Raw genomic sequence first — 18,983 nt, forward strand, 5'->3', positions numbered from 1 at the left:
GCATTTCTATGAAAAAAATTCTTCTTCTATTATTGACTGCAGGCATCACGTTCCTGTTCGCTGCCGAGGATCACGGCGTTAGAGCCAAGGTCGACCTGGTTTCTGGCGTCACTCAATACGCCCAGTTTATCGGCATCCAACAGGATTCAGTCCTCCTTGGCGGAAACATCAAGGGACAGTTTACCATTATCAAGATTGCCAAGAACCGATTCAAGAGCATTGTTGACGAACAGGGCAATGACTTATTGAATCCCAAAGCCCAACAAGTCGCAGACACCACAGCCACCCAGGCAGATTCTTCCCAGGAAGCACTCCCGGAACAATCTACCGAGGCGTCCACCGAACAATCCGAAGAACAAAGACAGCCCACCTTCCTGGACTCCGTGGCAGGAAAGCACATCTTTGTTGCCCTAGAAAAAAGATCCATTGATTCAGCTCTCGATGCACAGCTTTCTCCAATATTACTCCAGCTGATCAAGGAATCAGGAACTCCCCTTGTCGTCGCCAACAGGACTCAATTCGGTTACTGCAGAAGTTCCGCCTGCATCAAGGATTCGCTGGCACTCTACGGAGCAGCCTCCGTATACCAGGGGAGCATCTCTGCCGGCGCAAGCCAGGATTCCCTGACACTCTACATGACACATCTCGACTTGACCGATTCAACGGCAAAGCCCCTTACCGCAACCGCAAACCTCTCTGTTTTCAATGGCTTAGGCGACGCCATTACCGACAACAAACTTTCCAACTTCATCAAACAACTCAAGGGAGAACCGCTCCCCACCAAGAAAAGAAACGTCAGCTACGTCAAGTTGGAATCGGAACCGGAAGGTGCCACAATTACCATCCCCGGCAAGGACGACATCTGTAAGACACCCTGCACTTTCGCCCTCCAGGACACCGAAAAAGTTGATATCTACGCCTACTGGAAAGTCAATAGCCAAATCTGGGGCGCAAAGAAGACCATCAAACCGATTCCCTATGACACCACAAAACTTTCTGTAAAGCTAAAGAAGGTCAAACCGGAACTTCGCGTATTCACCATTCCCGAAGGGGCCTACATTTACGCAGGATCCTCACCCATTTCCCCCACCTCACACGCCATTGGAAAATCCCCCAACAAATTCGACCTAAACGACATTGGCAGTTCATTTATTCAAATTCGCAAAGAGGGCTTCAAGGACACACTTGTTTCTTTCTATGCCAGTCCCACAGACCCGACCAGTGTAAATGTCACCCTGCAACCCATTACAACCCCCGTTGAAATGGAAATCCAGAATGCATGGGTCAAGGAACAGAAAAAGAACTTCATAGGCAAGGTCCTGATGGGTTCGTCCATCGCCCCCCTGCTGGCAGGAGCACTTCTATCCTATCTCGCCAACCAGGATTACGACGATGCCCGCCACATCAAAGACCAGTTAAACATTCCCTCGACGTTAAATGGCAGCCATTACCAGGCCCAGGTGAACAAGAACCACGACCTGGTCAAGAAGGGCGACCGCAAGTTAACTGTCGGCGGATCCCTAATTGGAACTGGGATATTAATGTTTGGAGTAGGTTTTTTACTCACTTTTTAACCATTATCCTCAAAATCGCCCCACGACAACTGTAATAAAAAATTAGATTTACACTGATGCGTAAAATATTTGCAATTTTGTCTTTTATCGCTGCCGCCTCACAGGCCGCAGACTTTGAACGTTCCAACTGGCGTACCCAGCTCTATGTGCAGGGTGAGCCCGCTTTCCTGAACTTTAAGGGTGAAAACGGCATCCTAGACGAAGGTATCGATGCTGAAGTCATGACAGTGCCCATCTCTGCCGGTGCACTCTGGTCTCCCCTCATCACCCCCTTCTGGAAGGCAGACATTCCCTTTACTATCTGGCTGGGTGTGGAAGTCAACTCCATCCAGTTCGGTACCATCGAAGATAGTCCCGAATACACCGTTCCCGATGAAGTGAATGGTGGCAAGCGCAAGGGCGAACAGAACGACCGCGAACTGTCTTTCATGACTTACGCTCCGTCCTTCCTCGCCGGTTTCTCCGTAAACCTGGTCGGCGACCTGGACCTCCGCGTTCTCGGCGGCTTCGGCTTCCACTTCTTCTCGTTCTATGACGACTATCTGGGCAACACCGAAACCCACACCGAAATTCTCAATACGGCCTTTGTCTCTGGCGCTTTGGAATACCGCATCACCGAAGTGTTCAAGGACGTGGACCTGAAGATCGGCCTGAATGTCCGCAAGGAATTCATGCCCTACGAAGACATTACAGCCCGTACCAAGGATGCAAGTGCAAGTCCGTCTCCCTACTCCGACCTGACCATGACCAAGGTTGAGTACAAATGGCCTGTACGCGTCGGCCTGGAAATTTCTCTGGACTTCGGCCGCGAAAGCCGCCGTGACCGCCAGATGCGCTTCAAGCTCCATGACCGCGACGACGTACTCCGTCAGAACAGCGAAGTCAAGGACACCCTGTCTGACTGGGACTGCATGGCCATTGAACGCGACTACCGCTTCTACCTCGACGATGACGGCAACCTGCCCGACATGAGCGAAGCATTTACTCGTACTCAATTCACCGACGTGCTCGAAAGCTACCTGGCCTTCTGCCACCCTGCAGACCTGGCCACCAAGGAACAGCTCTACGCCACCATGGACTCCAGCAAGGTTGAACTTAAGGAATACCAGGTACGCCAGGAAGACGGCCGTTTCGATCAGGTCATGGCTAGCAACGACCCCGAAATGCTGCAGATGTTCATCGAATACTATCCGGACTCTCCGCGCCGTGCAGAAGTTGAAGCCAAGCTTCGCTCTCTCAGCGAATACGACAAGTTCCGCGTCATCCAGGCACAGAACACCTTCAAGGCATTCCTCGCCTACTTGAATGACAATCCCAACGGAGCCTTCCGCGACGAAGCCGAAACCGGAATCTTCGAACTGGTTAAGGCAGGCAACCGCGTCAAGGACTACGAAATCTACCTGAAGCGTTTCCCCGACGGCAGATACGTCAACGAAGCAAAGGAAGCCATCAAGAGAGCTTCTGGCGAATCTTCTGTGATCGAATACCAGACTGGCGAAACCTACGACACCACACCTGAGGCCGAACCGGAACAGGAGGTTGTCGAACAGGAAGAAGAAGAAGAACCGGCACCGTCCAAGTCCAAGAAGAGTGGCAAGAAGGACAAGAAGGATAAGAAAGCCAAGAAAGACAAGAAAGCTTCCAAGAAAGCCAAGGGCAAGAAAAAGAAGTAATTAACTTGTTCTAAAGAATTTAAAAGCGCAGTCCTTATGGCTGCGCTTTTTCTTATTGTCATAATCTAGACAGTTTGCTTTTCTATATTTGCCCACCATGATTTACAACTTGATTATCGACTGGTACAACGCCCACCTGAACTACGGCACAATCACCCTCCTCATGGCCGTAGAAAGTTCTTTCATCCCGTTCCCGTCTGAATTGGTAGTTCCCCCTGCAGCCTATAAGGCTCTCCAGCCCGATTCCGGTCTGAACATCGTACTGATCGTGCTCTTCGCAAGCATCGGCGCCATGATCGGCGCATTCATCAACTATTATCTGGCAAAGTTCCTGGGTCGTCCCATTATCTACAAATTCGCAGACAGCCGCCTGGGCCACTTCCTGCTTCTGGACGTTCAGAAGGTTCAGAAAGCCGAAGATTATTTCCGTGAACACGGCGTCATTTCCACTTTTGTCGGCCGTCTCATCACCGTGATCCGTCAGCTGATTTCCATTCCCGCAGGCATCGCCGGCATGAAGGTTCTGCCCTTCGCCATTTTCACATTCCTGGGCGCAACCATCTGGAACTGCGTGCTGGCCTTCCTTGGCTACTTGGCTCACGGTCAGAAGGATATCATCGAAAAGTACAACTCCGAGTTGGGAATTGCACTTCTCGCCTTTGGCGTTCTATTTATCGGTTATATGGTCTGGAACGCTGTCAAGCCCAACAAGAAAAAGGGCGACAACAAGCAGGACTAGGCACCAGCCTGTTCCTCGATACTTCCATCCTTAGTACGTCGGGCACCAAGCCCAATGAACATCAACGATAGAATCAAGTAGACGTAGTTCAAAAATCCGCCGTTTTTGGCATACACTGTTTCATGGGCAGACGTAGGAACGTCAGAGATAAACAGCCTATCGTATCCCACATCCTTAAACGGTCTCCGATTGACCTCTCGGCCGTACTCGTCGCTGACAAGCGAAACGCCATCATAGGAAGTCACAACCAGATTCACACCGTGTTCCACCGCGCGAACCGCCAAGGATCTGTAATGAAAATCATTTATACCATCCCAAGCCCATGACGGAATAAAGAGTAACTGAACCTTGGGATCCAGGGGTCTAAGAAAATCCGAGAAATTGCCGTCGTAACAAATGGCAAAAGAAACAATATGGGCCTTCCCCCCTATTTCCAGAGGGACCGCAGGTAGCTTTTCACGCCCCACATCCAGATTAAAGGATTCTACCAGGGGAACAGGTTTATGCTTGTTATACTCGTATAAAATCTTTCCCTGGTTATTTATCAGTACAACCTTGTTCTGGAAGAGCCCTTCTCGGCTGTTATCCGTATCATAGACACCTAGGGACAGCAAGATGGGCATATTGAATTTACGGGCATACTCCGAGGCATTGGCAATAAAATCACCCTCACTCGAATCTGCAACGGCAAAGGCCTCCTCGCTAAAAACCAACATCTGCGCACGTTCACGGTAAGCCGATTCTGCAAGCGTGTTAAAGCTACGGAGATAACGTTCGTAACTCAAGGTTTCCCAGCTACCATCCTTGCGTTGATCGACTTTAGGCCCAATTGCCTGGGCAATTCGCACCGTATCAGACGATTCATCATGAGCCATCTGGAAAATGCCCCAGGCATGCATGGCCACCAAGGCTAGCAACATGCCAAGTCCTATACGTTTGGCACCATCACGGTTCCAATGCATAATCACGTATACGGCTACGGAACCCACAAAAGTTATAAGAAAGGTAAGTCCGAATTCCCCCACAACAGACAAAACCTGGAATATGGCCCTATTGTCGTACTGGGCATAGGATAAGTTGTTCAGGGGAATAAGATCGCAAGCCGAAAAAACAAGGTTCAAGGTACCGTATACCGTGGGGAAAACCAGCGTATTGACAAAGGGAGCCTCCTTAACACAATAGCGAACGTCCCATGCAAAAGGAACCCAAAAAAGACAAGCCTGCAAAGCCGTAAATACCAGGCACTCTTTTTCAAGCCCCACACCAAGAACCCCATAAAAACGGACACACAGGCCCACGGCCAAGAATATATAGAGAATGGCCTGGCTAAAGCGATGTTCACTCAGACGGCAATAGTACAGAAAGCAGAACGGCCAGATCCAGACACCCAGGACATACAAAACCTTAAAGTCCGGGAACATCGAGGGCAAGAACATAAACACGCAGCCCACCACCAGCAGCAGCAACGGTAGATTTGACTTGCCGTATTCTCCAACGTATGACGTAAAACGTTTCAGGAAACTCTGGATAAACTTCATTTAAGACACCTCAACCCTTTACACATCCTCTAATATAACTACGAATGTAATAAAAAGTAAGAAAAATGTATTTTTAACGAAGTTTAGGATAACGCCTACAAACCATCCTTATTTACAGCTCGGACTTCAGGACAGCTGACAATAACATAATTCATATCGCTATCATATACGACAACCCTAGGCGCCACAGACTCCCCAACATAGGAGAAGTAGTATAGAGCCAAGGGGCCCTTACTAGACAAATCGCCCCACTCATAGTGTTCTATAGAGGCGTCAGATTCACAACCGCTTACCGACCATGAGGCAGAGGGATTCGTCTCAAAATCCACCTCAGTGGCAGCAGCCTCGCACAGGCAACCTGTAATGCGGAACACCGAATGGGAACTAGACGAAACTGCAGCCGAGGATTCTATCGGGATTTCAATATTAGAACTACTGCTAGAAAATTCAGCGGAACTACTGGTTAAATTATCCTGCAGGCTGGAAGAAGAGCGGACAAAGACAAGTTCCGAAACGGAGCTGCTTAAAGGCTCCTCTTCAGATGAAGAACTTTCCGTCTGGCAGGAATATTCCTCAAACTCGTCCGCCTTAAGGGTCGTTTCAGAACAAGCCACCAGCACCACGGAAACAGCCGCTATTCCATACCGCCACTTCATGCAACCCCTTACATCATCAAACTACACAAAGCAGGAGCACTCAGCCGAAGCGAAAGACTATAATCCCCCGTGGCTTTATCACAAGGCAAATCCACCGAATGAAAATACGAAACTTCGTATTCCTCGCCATCTACGACCATGATAGAATAGCCTCCGCCTTCGAAGCTACAGTAAAAATCGGCTCCAAAACTATCGGCACAACGTTCTTTCGGCGCCGTCATAAGCACGCTAAAATCTCCCGCCGGAAATTCCACCCTTTCATGTCCATCCATCTGATACTCAGCACCTTCAGTCACCTTCACGCCAGGACACAGTACTTCCATCTGGGTATTGTCGGAATTGTTGACCGTCAGCACGGGAGCATAACTAGCCCGAGGTTCATTAAAAGTCTTGGTATAGCTGACATCATCGCCAGCCGGCCTGCCATCCCAGGCATAAGTCAGGGAAGCCGCCTCGGTTCTGCAACCCGAAACAGACCAAGTCACTTCGGGAGTTTCTTGATAGTTCACCACTTTAGCATCAGAATTACATGAGCATCCAGAAATCGGCACACCGTTCACATGAACGGGACATGCTACAGTCTGCACCTTATCGCCGATAGAAACGATCACATGAATCTTATGATCTCCACCGGAACTAAAGAGGACCTTACTGCTAGTTCTTCCATTTTCGGAATCATCGGAAATTTCAAAATCACCATAATCCCATTCGTAGGTCGCCGTAGTCAAAAGAGCCGGATCTTCAATCAGGGAACCGTCTGCCGTAAACTTGAAAGCAACAGAAGTTCCCTTACCAATGGAGGTACTGCCATCAACAGGGGCACAGACGCCCAAGGCAGGCTCACTCATTCCATTTAATACAACCCTAGAAGAAGAACTGATATCGTCGATAGACAATACAGACGAAGAAGATTCCTCCTTAGCCGAATTGGATGATTTGGCCTTGCTACTGGAAGACGCCTTGGAATCGCTAGACTTTTTCACAGCGACTTCATCGCCCTCATCGCCAACCCATTTTCCATCTTCACACTGGTACGAAAAGGAAACCTTGTCAGGATTACTCATGATAATGATTTCCCCCTCGTTCTTGGACGTACAAGAATGAGACGTCAGTTCATCCAGGGAACTGACAAAATTTTTCTGATAATTTCCGTCAGAAAGATCTTCCGTAAAATCAGAACATCCCCATACGGCCAGTACAATCGGCAAAGCTACAAAACTTCTAGACATGGACCCTCCTGGTTTTAGTCAATTCTATACAGCGAGGTTTTCTACTTCTATAGTTAAAATATAATTACAAAAGCAATAGAAAACGTCTAACCGGATATAAAAAGACCGACTCCAGAGGAGCCGGTCTTTTGCTTGAATTTCATCTACAACTTAGTTAGTACCCAAGCCACATTCTGCCTTACCCGGATCAGTTGCACCGAATCCAGCAGCAGTATAGTCAATGCAAATCATGTCGATGTTGATGGCACCAACACCAATCTTTCCAAGACCGAGACTTACGTTGTTAACACCATACTGACCTTCATCAGAAGCTGTTTCAGTACCATGAGTAATGGTCAAAGAAACACCCTGACCCTTCAGGTCACAAACAACCTTCAAGGACGGCAGATAGTTGGCTTCAGTCCATTCACCCGTTACGGTAAGGCAGCCACCATTTGCAACTTCAACCTTAGCCTGAGGAATCTGGTTACCAACAATTTTAATTTCGTATTCAGCGCCCTGGGTAGTCTTCACTGCGGGGCAAGTCACTTCAACCAGGGAATTGTCGTCACTCTTGACCACAAGCTTGGGAGCATAACCCAGCTGAGCTTCTGCAAAAGTCTTGGCAAAGGTTGTAGTACCTTCAGCATTATCCCAATAGTAGCTGAGGGTATGACCAGCAGAAATACAACCGCCTGCAGTCCAAGCCACTTCCGGAGAAACAGTATAGTCAACAGTTTTTTCTGGTGTGGTACATTCGCAACCAGTGATGGGGTCACCATTAATATGCAGCGGGCAAGGAATAGTTTCAGATTCTCCACCTGCATAAATGGTCACGGAAACGTCTGCGTCACCGGACTCGGTAAAGGTGATGTTATCACTAGTCTTCTTGCCGTCGCCGGAACCATCGGGAGTACCACTGTTATAGTGCCATTCATAAGTGGCGCTAACAATAGCCATAGGATCAGGCAGGGCAGCACCATTAGGAGTCACCTTGAATCGAACAGATTCACCCTTGGTAATGGAGGTCTTGCCAGTTGATTCGGCACAGGTACCCAGACCAGTTATAGTGCTACCACCACCAGAGGTAGAGCTGGCGACAGGATCAGTTCCGGTATTGATAGTGGCGGAAGATACAGGGTTGCCACCAATCACACGGGAAGAAGAGGAAACGTCTACCAGAGGCTGATTGCCATTATTGGGAACTTCGCTAGCGGAAGATGCGGGAGCAACAACTTCCTGACCGCTAAGGTAAGGCACATAGGCTGCAGCGCATTCCGGGTCTGCCTGGCACTTTTCCTTGGAGACCTTGATAAGGCCAGAAACAACCATCGAGTCGTTTTCGGCATCGGTCTTAGAGGGGTTAACAAAGGTTGCGGAAATAACCTGATCATCAGAATCAGCTTCATAGATATTACCGCTACCGCAAGCCCAGAAGGTACCTACTGCAGCAGCAGACATAAGTCCAGCAATAATCTTCTTGTTCATAAATAAACCTCTTTCCTCTAAAAATACATTATTCTAAGTCAAAACGTTACAGGTTAAAGGGTGTTTTTACCCCTGATGATCCTCTTCTACAGAGATTTTACGCTGTCCCGTAATAAATTGGTGCACATATGGGTTACTGGTGTTCTTTATTTCGTCTACCGTACCCACTTCAATGATACGTCCATTGTAAAGCATGGCGATTCGGTCAGCCACCTTGAAGGCGCTCACCATGTCATGGGTCACCACCACGGAGGTCACACCAAGCTTGCTCTGCATATCCAGGATCAGGTCGTTAATCACGTCGCTGGTAATGGGGTCCAGACCGGTTGTGGGTTCATCGTACAGCAAGATTTCGGGATTCAGGGCAATGGCGCGGGCCAGGGCAACACGCTTGCGCATACCGCCAGAAAGTTCAGAAGGCATCTTGGTTCGGAATTCCGGTACCAGGTTGATCATCTGAAGTTTTTCGGTCACCACATCCTGAATCTGTTTTTCAGACAGTTCCGGATGATGTTCGCGAAGAGCGAAGGCAATGTTCTCACCGGTATCCATGGAGTCGAACAAGGCGCCCATCTGGAACAGCATGCCCATCTTGCGACGAATGGTATGGGTATCAAAAAATTTAGGCGTACTGATAGTCACACCGTCCACAGTCACTTCACCACCATCGGGCTGCAACAGACCGATCATGTGCTTCAGAATCACAGACTTACCACCACCGGACTTACCGATGATCACCATGGTCTCGCCACGGCGGATATCCAGGTTCACATCGCAAAGCACGTCCTGAGGTCCGAAGGACTTCTTAAGGCCCTTCAGGCGGATAGCGATATCGTTCGGGTCAATCTTCACATTGGGCATAATCTACCTGCTCTAGAAGAATAGGAATGCATCCAGGACAAAGTCAGCAATCAAGATCATAAGGCAACTGGACACAACAACGCTCATGGTCGCAAGACCCACACCTCGGGCGCCGGCCTTGGCATTAACGCCATGGTAGTAACCCAACAAGAAGATGAGGGTTCCAAAAACAAAGGACTTCAACACACCAGACCAAAGATCCATAGGATCGAACAAGTACTGCATACCCGTCACATAGGTGTAAGTCGTAATATCCAGACCCAACACGCAAACAATCCAACCACCGATAATGGCCAGGGCATTAGAAATAATGGTCAGACAGGGAATCATGGTAAAGAAGGCCACAAAGCGAGGCAACGCCAGGTAACGGTACGGTTCCAGTCCGAGCACGGTGTACGCCGCCAGTTCTTCCTTTTCTTTCATGGAACCCAGTTCTGCGGCAATGGCGCTACCTACACGGCCAGAAAGCACAATAGCAGTAAGCAGGGGGCCCAGTTCGATAAGCACCATCTTACAGGCCGCAGTACCGACAAACTTATCGGCCACCAAATTGTGGAATTCGAACTTTGCACAAACCGTAGCCACCATGCCCGTAAATAGAGAGGTCACAAACAACAACGGAAGAGACGATACGCCAATGGAAATCATCTGCTTCGCAATAAGGTCAGGATTCTTGTGGATGTAACGGAGCTGCTTCAGCGTATTCAACAGAATGCAGACAACCTCACCGATATTGGAAATACCGGTTACGATGATTTCGCCAATCCAGGCAAAAGGACGAAGGAGCAGAGGCATCAGAAATTCTCCTTAAAAGTCCGCAAAGTCGGGAGCGCCGCCCCCCATATCGCCACCATCATCATAGACGTAGGCTCCACCATCACCACCTTCACCCATATCATCGGGTGCGGCATCGTAGAAGGTGGTATATTCGGGAATGAAAGTCATCCTGATATCCTTAACGGAACCGTTACGATGCTTGGCCACAATTAGTTCCGCCTGATTGCGGTCTTCTTCCTTATGGGTCTGCACGAACTTACGTTCCACGAACCACACCATGTCGGCATCCTGTTCGATAGAACCTGATTCACGAAGGTCAGAAAGCTGAGGACGTTCGCGACCCTTTTCTTCCACCTTACGGGAGAGCTGGGCCAAAGCAATCACGGGCACCTGCATTTCCTTGGCCAGGATTTTAAGACCACGGGAAATGGCGCCGATAGCCACGGCACGGTTTTCTTCCTTGCCGGTCTTCATCAACTGCAAGTAGTCGATAATCAAGAGATCCAGCTTGTTCTTGCGCTTGAGCTGGCGGGCCTTACTCATCAGTTCCATAATGCCAAGGTCAGCATTGTCGTCCACGTACAAAGGAGCCTGGCTAATGGGAGTCACAGCGGCAATAAGCTGGCGCTTTTCGTCGTTGGTCAAGTGGCCGTTACGAAGGCGGCTCTGGTCGATGCCAGCCTGGGAGCTCAGTAGACGCTGAGCCAACTGCACACCATCCATTTCTAGGCTGAAGAAGGCCACGTTCTGATTGAACTTGATGGCGGCGTTTGCGGCAATGGTCATGGCGAAAGAGGTCTTACCCACACCAGGACGGGCTGCCAGAATAATCAAGTCGGACTTCTGTAGACCGTTGGTCAGTTCATCCAGTTCGGTAATGCCGGTTCGAATGCCGGTAATGCCATCCTTACGGTTATTCAGACGTTCCAGGAGAGGCGTCATGAACTGGTTAATAGGCTTCAGGGAATCGCGGACCTGGTCATCGGCGATGGCAAACATATCGCGTTCGGCATCTTGCAGCACCTCGTCGGGAGCGGCAGCCGGATCCATGGCATTCCTGATAATGGTGGAACTCATATCGATGAGTTTACGCAAAGAAGCCTTCTTGCGGAGCAGCTCCATATGCCAGGAAGCGTTTGCCGAAGACGCCACCGATTCCATCAAATCGAACAGATACTCACGACCGCCCACCAAAGACAGCTTGCCCATGGTTTCCAGTTCAGAAGCCAAGGTCACCAGGTCAATAGGGGTAACGTTACGATTTAACGTACACAAGGCGGTCCATATCAGCTGATGTTTTTCCAGGTAGAAGTACCCTTCATCTTTAATAATCATGATGGCTTCGCCCATCACTTCAGGATCGCGCAAGATGCTGCCCAGCAGGCAACGTTCCGCATCCAGGTCCATAGGGACCTGACGGCCTTCAAACTTTCCAGAATCGGAGCCACGCTTCTTCGGCGTATATTCCGGTTCGCTGTAGTTCGGTTCCGAATAGCCCTGATCGAATTCCGGCTCAGGGAAGTTCTGTTCGTTATCAAATTCTGACATAATAATTTTCCATTTTGAAATATAAAATTTGAAAAGGCTCCCATTTTCAGGGAGCCGTTATTCATCGTATCAAAACGGTGTTTTTTTGAAAGGATCGCAATGCAATTCCTAGACTTTTGCCTTGAACAAACCACTGCGGGGAATGTGAATTTTCCAGGTGAGCCATTTCATCTGCTTATCGTTCACCATGGCGTAGGGGTCCACCAGGCTTACGGTTCTTACCCCTTCGAAGTCCTGGGCGGTACCAGCCAATTCGTCAAAATTCTTGTTCTTGCCCATGACCTTGTAGAACAGGGGCTGACCAAAGGTGACCATGATTTCAGGCTTGATAAAGGAAACTTCCTTGGCCAACATTTTCTTGAGGGCCGCGTCCAATAGGGGGGCCAGGGGGCGATCCGTAGACTTGAAGAAGTACGTGATGCCGATATCCGCTACATCATAGCCTAGGCTAACAAAAAGGCGTCCAAGCATTTCACCCACAGGAGCGGTCAAGAAATTCTCAGTAGTTTCGCCCTGCTTGGCAGCCTGCAAAAGGAACAGCAACTTGGGATTGGCAGGTCCGGCATAACGCAAGACCTGCGGTTCCTTGGCGTACAAGGCCTCGGACTTGATGGCTTCGTAAAAGTCGTTCAGGCTCAGCACTGATTCGTAAGCGGAAGCGGCTCTCTTGACGGTGCGAGGTGCCGGAGCGGGAACAGCAGCCTGTGCAGGGGCTGCAGGAATATCCCCAAAGAAACTGCCCGTAAGTCCGGTATTGTCGGGAATGGGCATATTTGGAATAGACAAGCCTTCCGAAGAGTCTTCCATGGATTCCTGAGAAGCGGGCCTTGCATTGGGGAATGTAGGCGGCAAGTTCCTGGGAACCGGACGGGGAGCCGCTGCGGGGGCGGGGGCGGCCTGGGGTCTGGGAATCGGCGGCAGGTTACGGCCTGCAGGACGGGCGACAGCCTTCTTCACGGGAGCCCAAGGTTCATCCATCAGCAAGTCTGCATCACCCAGGTCAATCTGGGCGGCCAGATAATTGCGTAGAGCGCTAAAATTGTATTCTTCAGACATGCTTACCCCTCAACTCGATTTTGGGTCAGACGGGACATACAGAAACTGACGATGGTCTCTGCCAGGGAAACCTTGCTGCCCATGGAAAGTTCCGGAATAGGCTTGTCGTGCTCCACCAGGGCAAAGCGCACGTTATCCTTTCCGAAGCCGCTATCCGAAGCCACAGGCGCATTCAGGAGGAGAGCATCGGCTCCGGACTTCTGGAATTTTTCGGCAGCATGTTCCTTGAAATGATCTGTTTCCAGGGCGAAACCGACAATCACCTGTCCCTGCTTTCGGGCAGCGGAACAGTCCCGCAAGATGTTGGGATTGGGAACCAGTTCGATAACCAGCTGACTGCGGCTATCCTTGATTTTTTCGTTAGCCGGATTGGCAGGGCGGTAATCAGCCACGGCCGCACAATGGACAAGGGCATCTACGTGGGGCTGGCGGGCAAGAACCGCGTCATGCATTTCACAAGCGCTCTTGACTCGGGTCACCTTGACGCCACCGGGGAATTCAGCTTCCATGGGACCGGCCACCACTTCTACGTCAAAACCATTTGCCAGGAACACCGCAGACAAGGCGACAGCAGTCTTTCCGCTGCTGCGATTAGAAATATAACGGACCGGATCGATAGCTTCTTCGGTTCGACCGGCAGTAATCAGAACTCGGCGAGTCGAGGCTTCAGGCGACAGGTTACAGGCACCAGGTAAGTCAAGTTTAGCAGACTCCTCAAGGAACTTCTGAGCGTCAGAAACCTGCGGTTGGGCCACAGACTTTTCGCACTCCGTTCGACGTTCCTCTCTCGCCTCCAAAAAATCCGCAATCTGCGCGGGTTCCAGAAGCCTTCCCTGCCCCACTTCGCCGCAGGCCAAAAAGCCAGCGGGACTTTCCAGCACACAGGTATTTTCAAAATGACGAAGTGTTTCCAAATTGCGCTTGACCGCCGGCGAATTATACATAGCCACATTCATGGCAGGCGCCACAAAACGTTCGCAAGTGCAACTCATAAAGCAAAGGCTTACAGGATCATCGGCAATGCCGTAGGCGAACTTACCGATTACATTGGCCGTGGCGGGGACCACCAGGTAGATGTCGGCCCATCGGGGGAAATCAATATGCTGGAAAGGACGAGCCTCCACCGCCCCGTTCTTCAAATACACGGGACACTTGGAAAGGCTAGCAAACGTCAGGGGCGCCACAAACTGAGTTGCAGCCTCCGTCATGCAGACGCGCACCTCGGCCCCCTTCTTTTGCAACAGTCGCAAAAGTTCGCAGGACTTGTAGGCGGCAATCCCGCCAGAAACACCAAGTAGAATTTTCTTTCCAGCTAAATCCATGTCCTAAATTGTAGAAAAATTAAAACTTAAATCCTGCAGAAAATCTAACAACATCAGGTCGAATTTAAATGCAAAAGGACCGTTTCGGGCATAAATGGGCTCCAAACCGAGCGATCATGTTTATTTGGAGTCCATAATTTAGAATAAATTAACGCAAAAAGTCAATTATCCCCATTAATTTTTCTAACAGATGGGCTCCAAATTTCCCCAAATACGCTAAATGGAGTCCATATTGACCTTAATCGCACTCTCGTATATACAAACAACGTAAATAAAAGGACTCCAAACCATAATTTTTCCCGCAATTGGAGTCCAAATTTTCACCAAATCAAAAAAAGAAACCCCGCGGCGTTAACCACGGGATTCCTCAAGCTATGTGTTTTGAGAAATGAGGCATGAGTCTTGAGTCACCTCAAAGCAAGCCGAAGGCTTGCGACCTCATACCTCACAGCCCTTCGCTATTAAGCTTCCTTCTTAGCGGACTTCTTAGCCTTGGGAGCAGCGTCACCGATAGTGGTGCCGTTTTCGCCCGGCTTATGAGAGTCCATCCAAGCCTTCAGTTCAGCAGATTCACGGCTCTTGAAGTAGTCGACAACAGAGAGGTAAATCTTGCGGTTGTTCTGATCGATTTCAGTAACAACAGCCGGAACTTCGTCACCAACCTTGAATGCATCGGCAGGAACCTTGATGTATTCAGCAGTCAGCTTGGAAACGGGGATGAAGCCTTCGATGCCTTCGCCCAGTTCAACAACAACACCGCGGTCCAGCATGCGAACGATCTTGCCGTTCACTTCTGCGTTAACCGGATAAGAAGCATCGATGGAATCCCACGGATCTTCGGTGAGGTGCTTCATGGACAGAGAAATGCGGCGCTTTTCCTTATCGACAGCGAGAACGACGCATTCGACCTTGTCACCCTTCTTGACCATTTCGTTCGGATGGGTGATCTTCTTGGTCCAGGACATGTCAGAAACGTGGATGAGGCCATCAACACCTTCCTTGATTTCGACGAATGCGCCGAAGGAAGCGATGTTGCGGATTTCACCAACCACGCGTGCGCCCGGGGGAAGTTCGGTTTCGATGGTATCCCACGGATCGGATTCCAGCTGCTTCATGCCGAGAGAGATACGTTCTGCATCTTCTTCAACCTTGAGAACGACAGCTTCGACTTCCTGACCGACGGTGAGAATCTTGGACGGGTGCTTGACGTGCTGAGTCCAGGACATTTCAGAAACGTGGATGAGGCCTTCAACGCCGGAATCCAGTTCAATGAATGCACCGTAATCGGTGATGGAAACAACCTTACCCTTAACGATAGCGCCTTCGGGGTAACGTTCAGCGATATCCTTCCAGGGATGCGGCTTAAGCTGCTTCATGCCGAGAGAGATACGTTCCTTCTTGTCGTTGAAGTCGAGCACCATGACTTCCACTTCCTGGCCGAGCTGGACCATTTCGGTGGGGTGGTTGATGCGCTTGTAGCTCATGTCGGTGATGTGGAGGAGGCCATCTACGCCGCCGAGGTCAATGAATGCACCGAAGTCGGTGATGTTCTTGACGATACCCTTGCGAACCTGGTTCTTTTCGAGGGTTTCGAGAACGTCGCCACGCTGCTTGTTGCGTTCTTCTTCGAGAACAACACGGCGGGAAACGACGATGTTACGACGAGCCTTGTTAACCTTGATAACCTTGAGGTCGAAGTCCTGACCGATGAGGGCATTGATGTCCGGAATCTGGCGGAGATCGATCTGGGAACCCGGGAGGAATGCATCGATACCGAACAGGTCGACAACAACGCCGCCCTTGATGCGCTTGGTGAGGGTACCCTTGACCACTTCGTTGTTTTCGAATGCAGCATGGATGCGATCCCATACGCGAACGAAGTCAGCCTTCTGCTTGGAGAGGATGAGACGGCCGTCTTCATCTTCAAGCTTTTCAACGAAAACTTCAATTTCAGAACCGATTTCCAGGGAGTCAGAGTCCTTGAATTCACCGCGTTCGATAACGCCTTCGGACTTGTAGTTCACGTCGATGAGAACTTCCTGATCGTTGACCTGAGAGATCTTACCGGTAACGAGCTTGCCCTGTTCGAGGCAGTCCATACCAGCGTAGATGTCAGCGTTAGCCTTGCGGAAGTCAGCAGTGCAAGAAGCCTGTGCAGCAAGGATTTCGTCGAGGTCAGCCTGAGAACCGAATTTGATTGTGTTTGCCATATTAGTTTGTTTGGTTGCGGTTAATAAAATTCAAGCTACGCCACTACACCTACGTAGTCGAGAATTTTTTGAACCTGTTGTTCAATTGAGGTTTGTGTAGTGTCAATTTCAATAGCGTCGTCGGCCTTCTTGAGAGGGGCCGTAGCTCTAGAGGAATCCAGACGGTCACGTTCGACCAGGTTCTCCAGAACTTCCTCATAGGTCACCTTTTCTCCGCGTTCAAGGAGTTCCTTGAGGCGTCGTTCGGCGCGAACCTTCACGTCGGTGACGAGGAAAAACTTGTACTTGGCATTGGGGAAAACCACGGTACCGATGTCGCGGCCATCCAGGATGCAACTGGAAACGGCACCGATCTCGCGCTGCTTGTCGGTCATGGCGCGGCGGACAGACGGCAGGGCGCAGTAGATGCTCACGTTAGAAGAAACGCGCATACCGCGGATGTCGGATTCGTAAGACACGCCGTCGATGAGGATGTGGTTTTCGGAGTCAAAGCTAAGCTTTAGATTCTTGAGGAGTTCATCCATGGCAGGACCTTCCTCGGCAGGAAGTCCCTTCTCGAGGGCGGCGAAAGTCACAGCGCGGTACATAGCCCCTGTATCCAGGTAGGTAATGCCCAGCTTCTTGGCAATCAGCTTTGCAGTGGTGCTCTTACCGGTACCGCTGCCACCATCAAGTGCAATAACAAAGTTTTCGGATGTACTCATGAGTGGCGCGTAATTTAGAAAAAATAAAAAGGGGCTTCAAGTAGAGCCCGCTAACCGATCTATAAAAAAAGGGAATAAAACGTCCTTTTAGTACGGCAAATCATAATAATAGAACGTGACATAGCCATCATCGCCCCAATATGCCATCAATTCCCCGCTCTTATAGACATCAAGGCGGTCTTCATCCTCATAAAAACTGTAATAACCGCCAAAGTCATCGTCGTAACCGCGGCCATATTCACTAGGCATATAATAGTAGTACGTCCCATCCAGATTCAAGGTTGCAAAATCATCGGAATCGATCCGGAGCCTCACCTTGAACGAAGGGCTGATGGATTCCAGGCGGCCGCAGTCATAGGCGCCAATGGCATCGTACCTGCAGGTCTCGGAATAGTAATAGTAAAAGCTCTTGTTGAACTGATATCCGTTTGCCGCCGGGTCCCCCGCAGTCAAGTCACCACACCCCACCAGGAGCAGGGTCAACAGCGCCAACGGGCAAACAAGTGTTTTAAACAGTTTGACTTTCATCATCCGATAAAATAGAAAGTTCATCAAACCACAGGCATACCCCACGCCTTTTTTACTAACCAAAACTCATTTTTTCGCGCATTTGGAAGGTAGTTCCATTACACCCTACGAACCAATCCATCCTAAAAAAGCCAAATGGTTAGTAAAAAATTAATTTATCCACACTCCCTTTTCCCCATTTCCAAGGATCTTTACTAACCCAAAGCCATCTTACTGTCCATTTGGTCAGTAGCGATACCACCTCCACTCCAAAGCACCCTGTGATTTTTCACATTTTTACTAACCAAATCGGCCTCCACCCCTATTTAGTTAGTAAACCCGCCATCTGCCACTCATAAAAAAAAGCGAGCCGAAGCCCGCTTCTTAAATTCGTTGCATTCCAATTACGGATTGTCGTAGTCGCCGTTGTAGATTTGTTCTTCAGCGGCCTGGGTATTCTCGTCAGAGAATTCCTCGGGAGCCTGCAGATCGCGGGTGCTACCGTACTTGCGCTTTTCTTCTTCAGTCAGCTTGTTGGAATAGACAATTTCTTCCTGTTCCTGATTAGCAGCTTCTTCTTCTTCCTGCATAATCTTCTGACCCTGTTCGAGGCGGCGCTTGATGCGTTCGTCTTCCATCTGCTTCAAGTTGGTACCGACCTTGGCCTGTTCTGCAGACATGACGTTACGTTCGTTGGCTTCGTCCATGGCATCCTTGATACCTACCAGACGACCCTTGGAGTCCACTTCCAGACCGGCGCGGCGGAGGGTGGAAAGGGGCAGACGACGTGCGGCGACCTTGTAGTCTTCCTTAAATTCGTAGCCGTCAGAGGTTGCGATAGCATCGGCTTCATCCGGAGTCACATACTCCAGAGCTTCCTGCCAACGGGAACCCTGCACACAAGAAGTAAATGCAACCAGTGCGTTATCCAAGGCTTCAGGATCGTCAGCCTTAGTTCCGCTACAGGCAGACAGAACCATAGCAGCCAAAGCTGCAAAGCACACCAGAATTTTTTTCATAGGACATTCCTCCGAAAAAATTTAAAAATCCCGCCTAAATATACACACTTTTACGAAATATTTGCAAATTTCAAAAAAATTTTTACGCATCTCTTTGCTACAT

Annotated in this window: 16 protein-coding genes; 3 read left to right on the forward strand and 13 right to left on the reverse strand. The window is 49.7% G+C overall.

Annotated elements, in window-relative coordinates; genetic code table 11:
- Positions 1-8: 8 nt before the first annotated feature.
- The 3 genes from BUB73_RS04335 to BUB73_RS04345 all read left to right on the forward strand — a co-directional run bounded on the left by BUB73_RS04335 (position 9) and on the right by BUB73_RS04345 (position 3,986).
- Positions 9-1,574, forward strand: a complete 1,566-nt coding sequence (locus BUB73_RS04335; RefSeq protein ID WP_139259110.1) for a peptidase associated/transthyretin-like domain-containing protein — start codon at positions 9-11, stop codon at positions 1,572-1,574.
- Between the two features lie 56 nt (positions 1,575-1,630).
- The gene (locus BUB73_RS04340; protein ID WP_073157177.1) at positions 1,631-3,247 is read left to right on the forward strand and encodes a tetratricopeptide repeat protein; all 1,617 of its coding nucleotides are present in this window, start codon (positions 1,631-1,633) and stop codon (positions 3,245-3,247) included.
- 97 nt (positions 3,248-3,344) lie between these two features.
- Positions 3,345-3,986, forward strand: a complete 642-nt coding sequence (locus BUB73_RS04345; protein ID WP_073157180.1) for a DedA family protein — start codon at positions 3,345-3,347, stop codon at positions 3,984-3,986.
- On the opposite strand, the gene BUB73_RS04350 is transcribed toward BUB73_RS04345, so the two are convergent.
- From BUB73_RS04350 to BUB73_RS04410, 13 genes are all read right to left on the reverse strand, one after another.
- On the reverse strand, positions 3,983-5,524 hold the full coding sequence (locus BUB73_RS04350) for a nitrilase-related carbon-nitrogen hydrolase (protein ID WP_073157183.1): 1,542 nt from the start codon (positions 5,522-5,524) through the stop codon (positions 3,983-3,985). The genes BUB73_RS04345 and BUB73_RS04350 overlap by 4 nt on opposite strands.
- Before the next feature lie 95 nt (positions 5,525-5,619).
- The gene (locus tag BUB73_RS04355; protein ID WP_101479631.1) at positions 5,620-6,180 is read right to left on the reverse strand and encodes a hypothetical protein; all 561 of its coding nucleotides are present in this window, start codon (positions 6,178-6,180) and stop codon (positions 5,620-5,622) included.
- A gap of 8 nt (positions 6,181-6,188) precedes the next feature.
- Positions 6,189-7,409 carry a hypothetical protein gene (locus BUB73_RS04360; protein WP_073283860.1) on the reverse strand — a complete coding sequence of 407 codons (1,221 nt, stop codon included), beginning with the start codon at positions 7,407-7,409 and terminating at the stop codon, positions 6,189-6,191.
- A 150-nt stretch (positions 7,410-7,559) separates the two neighbouring features.
- Complete coding sequence (locus tag BUB73_RS04365) at positions 7,560-8,876, reverse strand: hypothetical protein (protein ID WP_073283863.1); 1,317 nt, start codon at positions 8,874-8,876, stop codon at positions 7,560-7,562.
- A gap of 66 nt (positions 8,877-8,942) precedes the next feature.
- Positions 8,943-9,737 carry an ABC transporter ATP-binding protein gene (locus BUB73_RS04370; protein WP_073157190.1) on the reverse strand — a complete coding sequence of 265 codons (795 nt, stop codon included), beginning with the start codon at positions 9,735-9,737 and terminating at the stop codon, positions 8,943-8,945.
- Between the two features lie 12 nt (positions 9,738-9,749).
- Entirely contained in the window at positions 9,750-10,532 is a 783-nt protein-coding gene (locus BUB73_RS04375) for an MlaE family ABC transporter permease (protein WP_073157193.1), read from the reverse strand.
- Positions 10,533-10,544: 12 nt separating this feature from the next.
- Entirely contained in the window at positions 10,545-12,062 is a 1,518-nt protein-coding gene (dnaB, locus tag BUB73_RS04380) for a replicative DNA helicase (RefSeq protein WP_083539636.1), read from the reverse strand.
- Positions 12,063-12,170: 108 nt separating this feature from the next.
- Positions 12,171-13,118, reverse strand: a complete 948-nt coding sequence (locus BUB73_RS04385) for a uracil-DNA glycosylase family protein (RefSeq protein ID WP_073283866.1) — start codon at positions 13,116-13,118, stop codon at positions 12,171-12,173.
- Between the two features lie 2 nt (positions 13,119-13,120).
- Positions 13,121-14,440: a bifunctional phosphopantothenoylcysteine decarboxylase/phosphopantothenate synthase gene (locus BUB73_RS04390; RefSeq protein ID WP_073283869.1), complete on the reverse strand. Its 1,320-nt coding sequence runs from the start codon at positions 14,438-14,440 to the stop codon at positions 13,121-13,123.
- Between the two features lie 461 nt (positions 14,441-14,901).
- A complete protein-coding gene (gene rpsA, locus BUB73_RS04395; RefSeq protein ID WP_073157201.1) occupies positions 14,902-16,650 on the reverse strand; it encodes a 30S ribosomal protein S1 in 1,749 nt (582 codons plus the stop codon).
- 35 nt (positions 16,651-16,685) lie between these two features.
- On the reverse strand, positions 16,686-17,354 hold the full coding sequence (gene cmk, locus BUB73_RS04400) for a (d)CMP kinase (RefSeq protein WP_073157203.1): 669 nt from the start codon (positions 17,352-17,354) through the stop codon (positions 16,686-16,688).
- An 87-nt stretch (positions 17,355-17,441) separates the two neighbouring features.
- A complete protein-coding gene (locus BUB73_RS04405) occupies positions 17,442-17,906 on the reverse strand; it encodes a hypothetical protein (protein ID WP_139258204.1) in 465 nt (154 codons plus the stop codon).
- A 359-nt stretch (positions 17,907-18,265) separates the two neighbouring features.
- Positions 18,266-18,880 carry a hypothetical protein gene (locus BUB73_RS04410; protein WP_073157207.1) on the reverse strand — a complete coding sequence of 205 codons (615 nt, stop codon included), beginning with the start codon at positions 18,878-18,880 and terminating at the stop codon, positions 18,266-18,268.
- Positions 18,881-18,983: the final 103 nt, after the last annotated feature.

The sequence above is a fragment of the Fibrobacter sp. UWH6 genome (assembly GCF_900142465.1).
In the GTDB taxonomy this organism is placed as follows: Bacteria; Fibrobacterota; Fibrobacteria; order Fibrobacterales; family Fibrobacteraceae; genus Fibrobacter.

Coding starts and splice junctions, on each gene's coding strand:
- BUB73_RS04335 (WP_139259110.1), top strand. CDS start 9: ATGAAAAAAATTCTTCTTCTATTATTGACTGCAGGCATCACGTTCCTG.
- BUB73_RS04340 (WP_073157177.1), top strand. CDS start 1,631: ATGCGTAAAATATTTGCAATTTTGTCTTTTATCGCTGCCGCCTCACAG.
- BUB73_RS04345 (WP_073157180.1), top strand. CDS start 3,345: ATGATTTACAACTTGATTATCGACTGGTACAACGCCCACCTGAACTAC.
- BUB73_RS04350 (WP_073157183.1), bottom strand. CDS start 5,524: ATGAAGTTTATCCAGAGTTTCCTGAAACGTTTTACGTCATACGTTGGA.
- BUB73_RS04355 (WP_101479631.1), bottom strand. CDS start 6,180: ATGAAGTGGCGGTATGGAATAGCGGCTGTTTCCGTGGTGCTGGTGGCT.
- BUB73_RS04360 (WP_073283860.1), bottom strand. CDS start 7,409: ATGTCTAGAAGTTTTGTAGCTTTGCCGATTGTACTGGCCGTATGGGGA.
- BUB73_RS04365 (WP_073283863.1), bottom strand. CDS start 8,876: ATGAACAAGAAGATTATTGCTGGACTTATGTCTGCTGCTGCAGTAGGT.
- BUB73_RS04370 (WP_073157190.1), bottom strand. CDS start 9,737: ATGCCCAATGTGAAGATTGACCCGAACGATATCGCTATCCGCCTGAAG.
- BUB73_RS04375 (WP_073157193.1), bottom strand. CDS start 10,532: ATGCCTCTGCTCCTTCGTCCTTTTGCCTGGATTGGCGAAATCATCGTA.
- dnaB (WP_083539636.1), bottom strand. CDS start 12,062: ATGTCAGAATTTGATAACGAACAGAACTTCCCTGAGCCGGAATTCGAT.
- BUB73_RS04385 (WP_073283866.1), bottom strand. CDS start 13,118: ATGTCTGAAGAATACAATTTTAGCGCTCTACGCAATTATCTGGCCGCC.
- BUB73_RS04390 (WP_073283869.1), bottom strand. CDS start 14,440: ATGGATTTAGCTGGAAAGAAAATTCTACTTGGTGTTTCTGGCGGGATT.
- rpsA (WP_073157201.1), bottom strand. CDS start 16,650: ATGGCAAACACAATCAAATTCGGTTCTCAGGCTGACCTCGACGAAATC.
- cmk (WP_073157203.1), bottom strand. CDS start 17,354: ATGAGTACATCCGAAAACTTTGTTATTGCACTTGATGGTGGCAGCGGT.
- BUB73_RS04405 (WP_139258204.1), bottom strand. CDS start 17,906: ATGAACTTTCTATTTTATCGGATGATGAAAGTCAAACTGTTTAAAACA.
- BUB73_RS04410 (WP_073157207.1), bottom strand. CDS start 18,880: ATGAAAAAAATTCTGGTGTGCTTTGCAGCTTTGGCTGCTATGGTTCTG.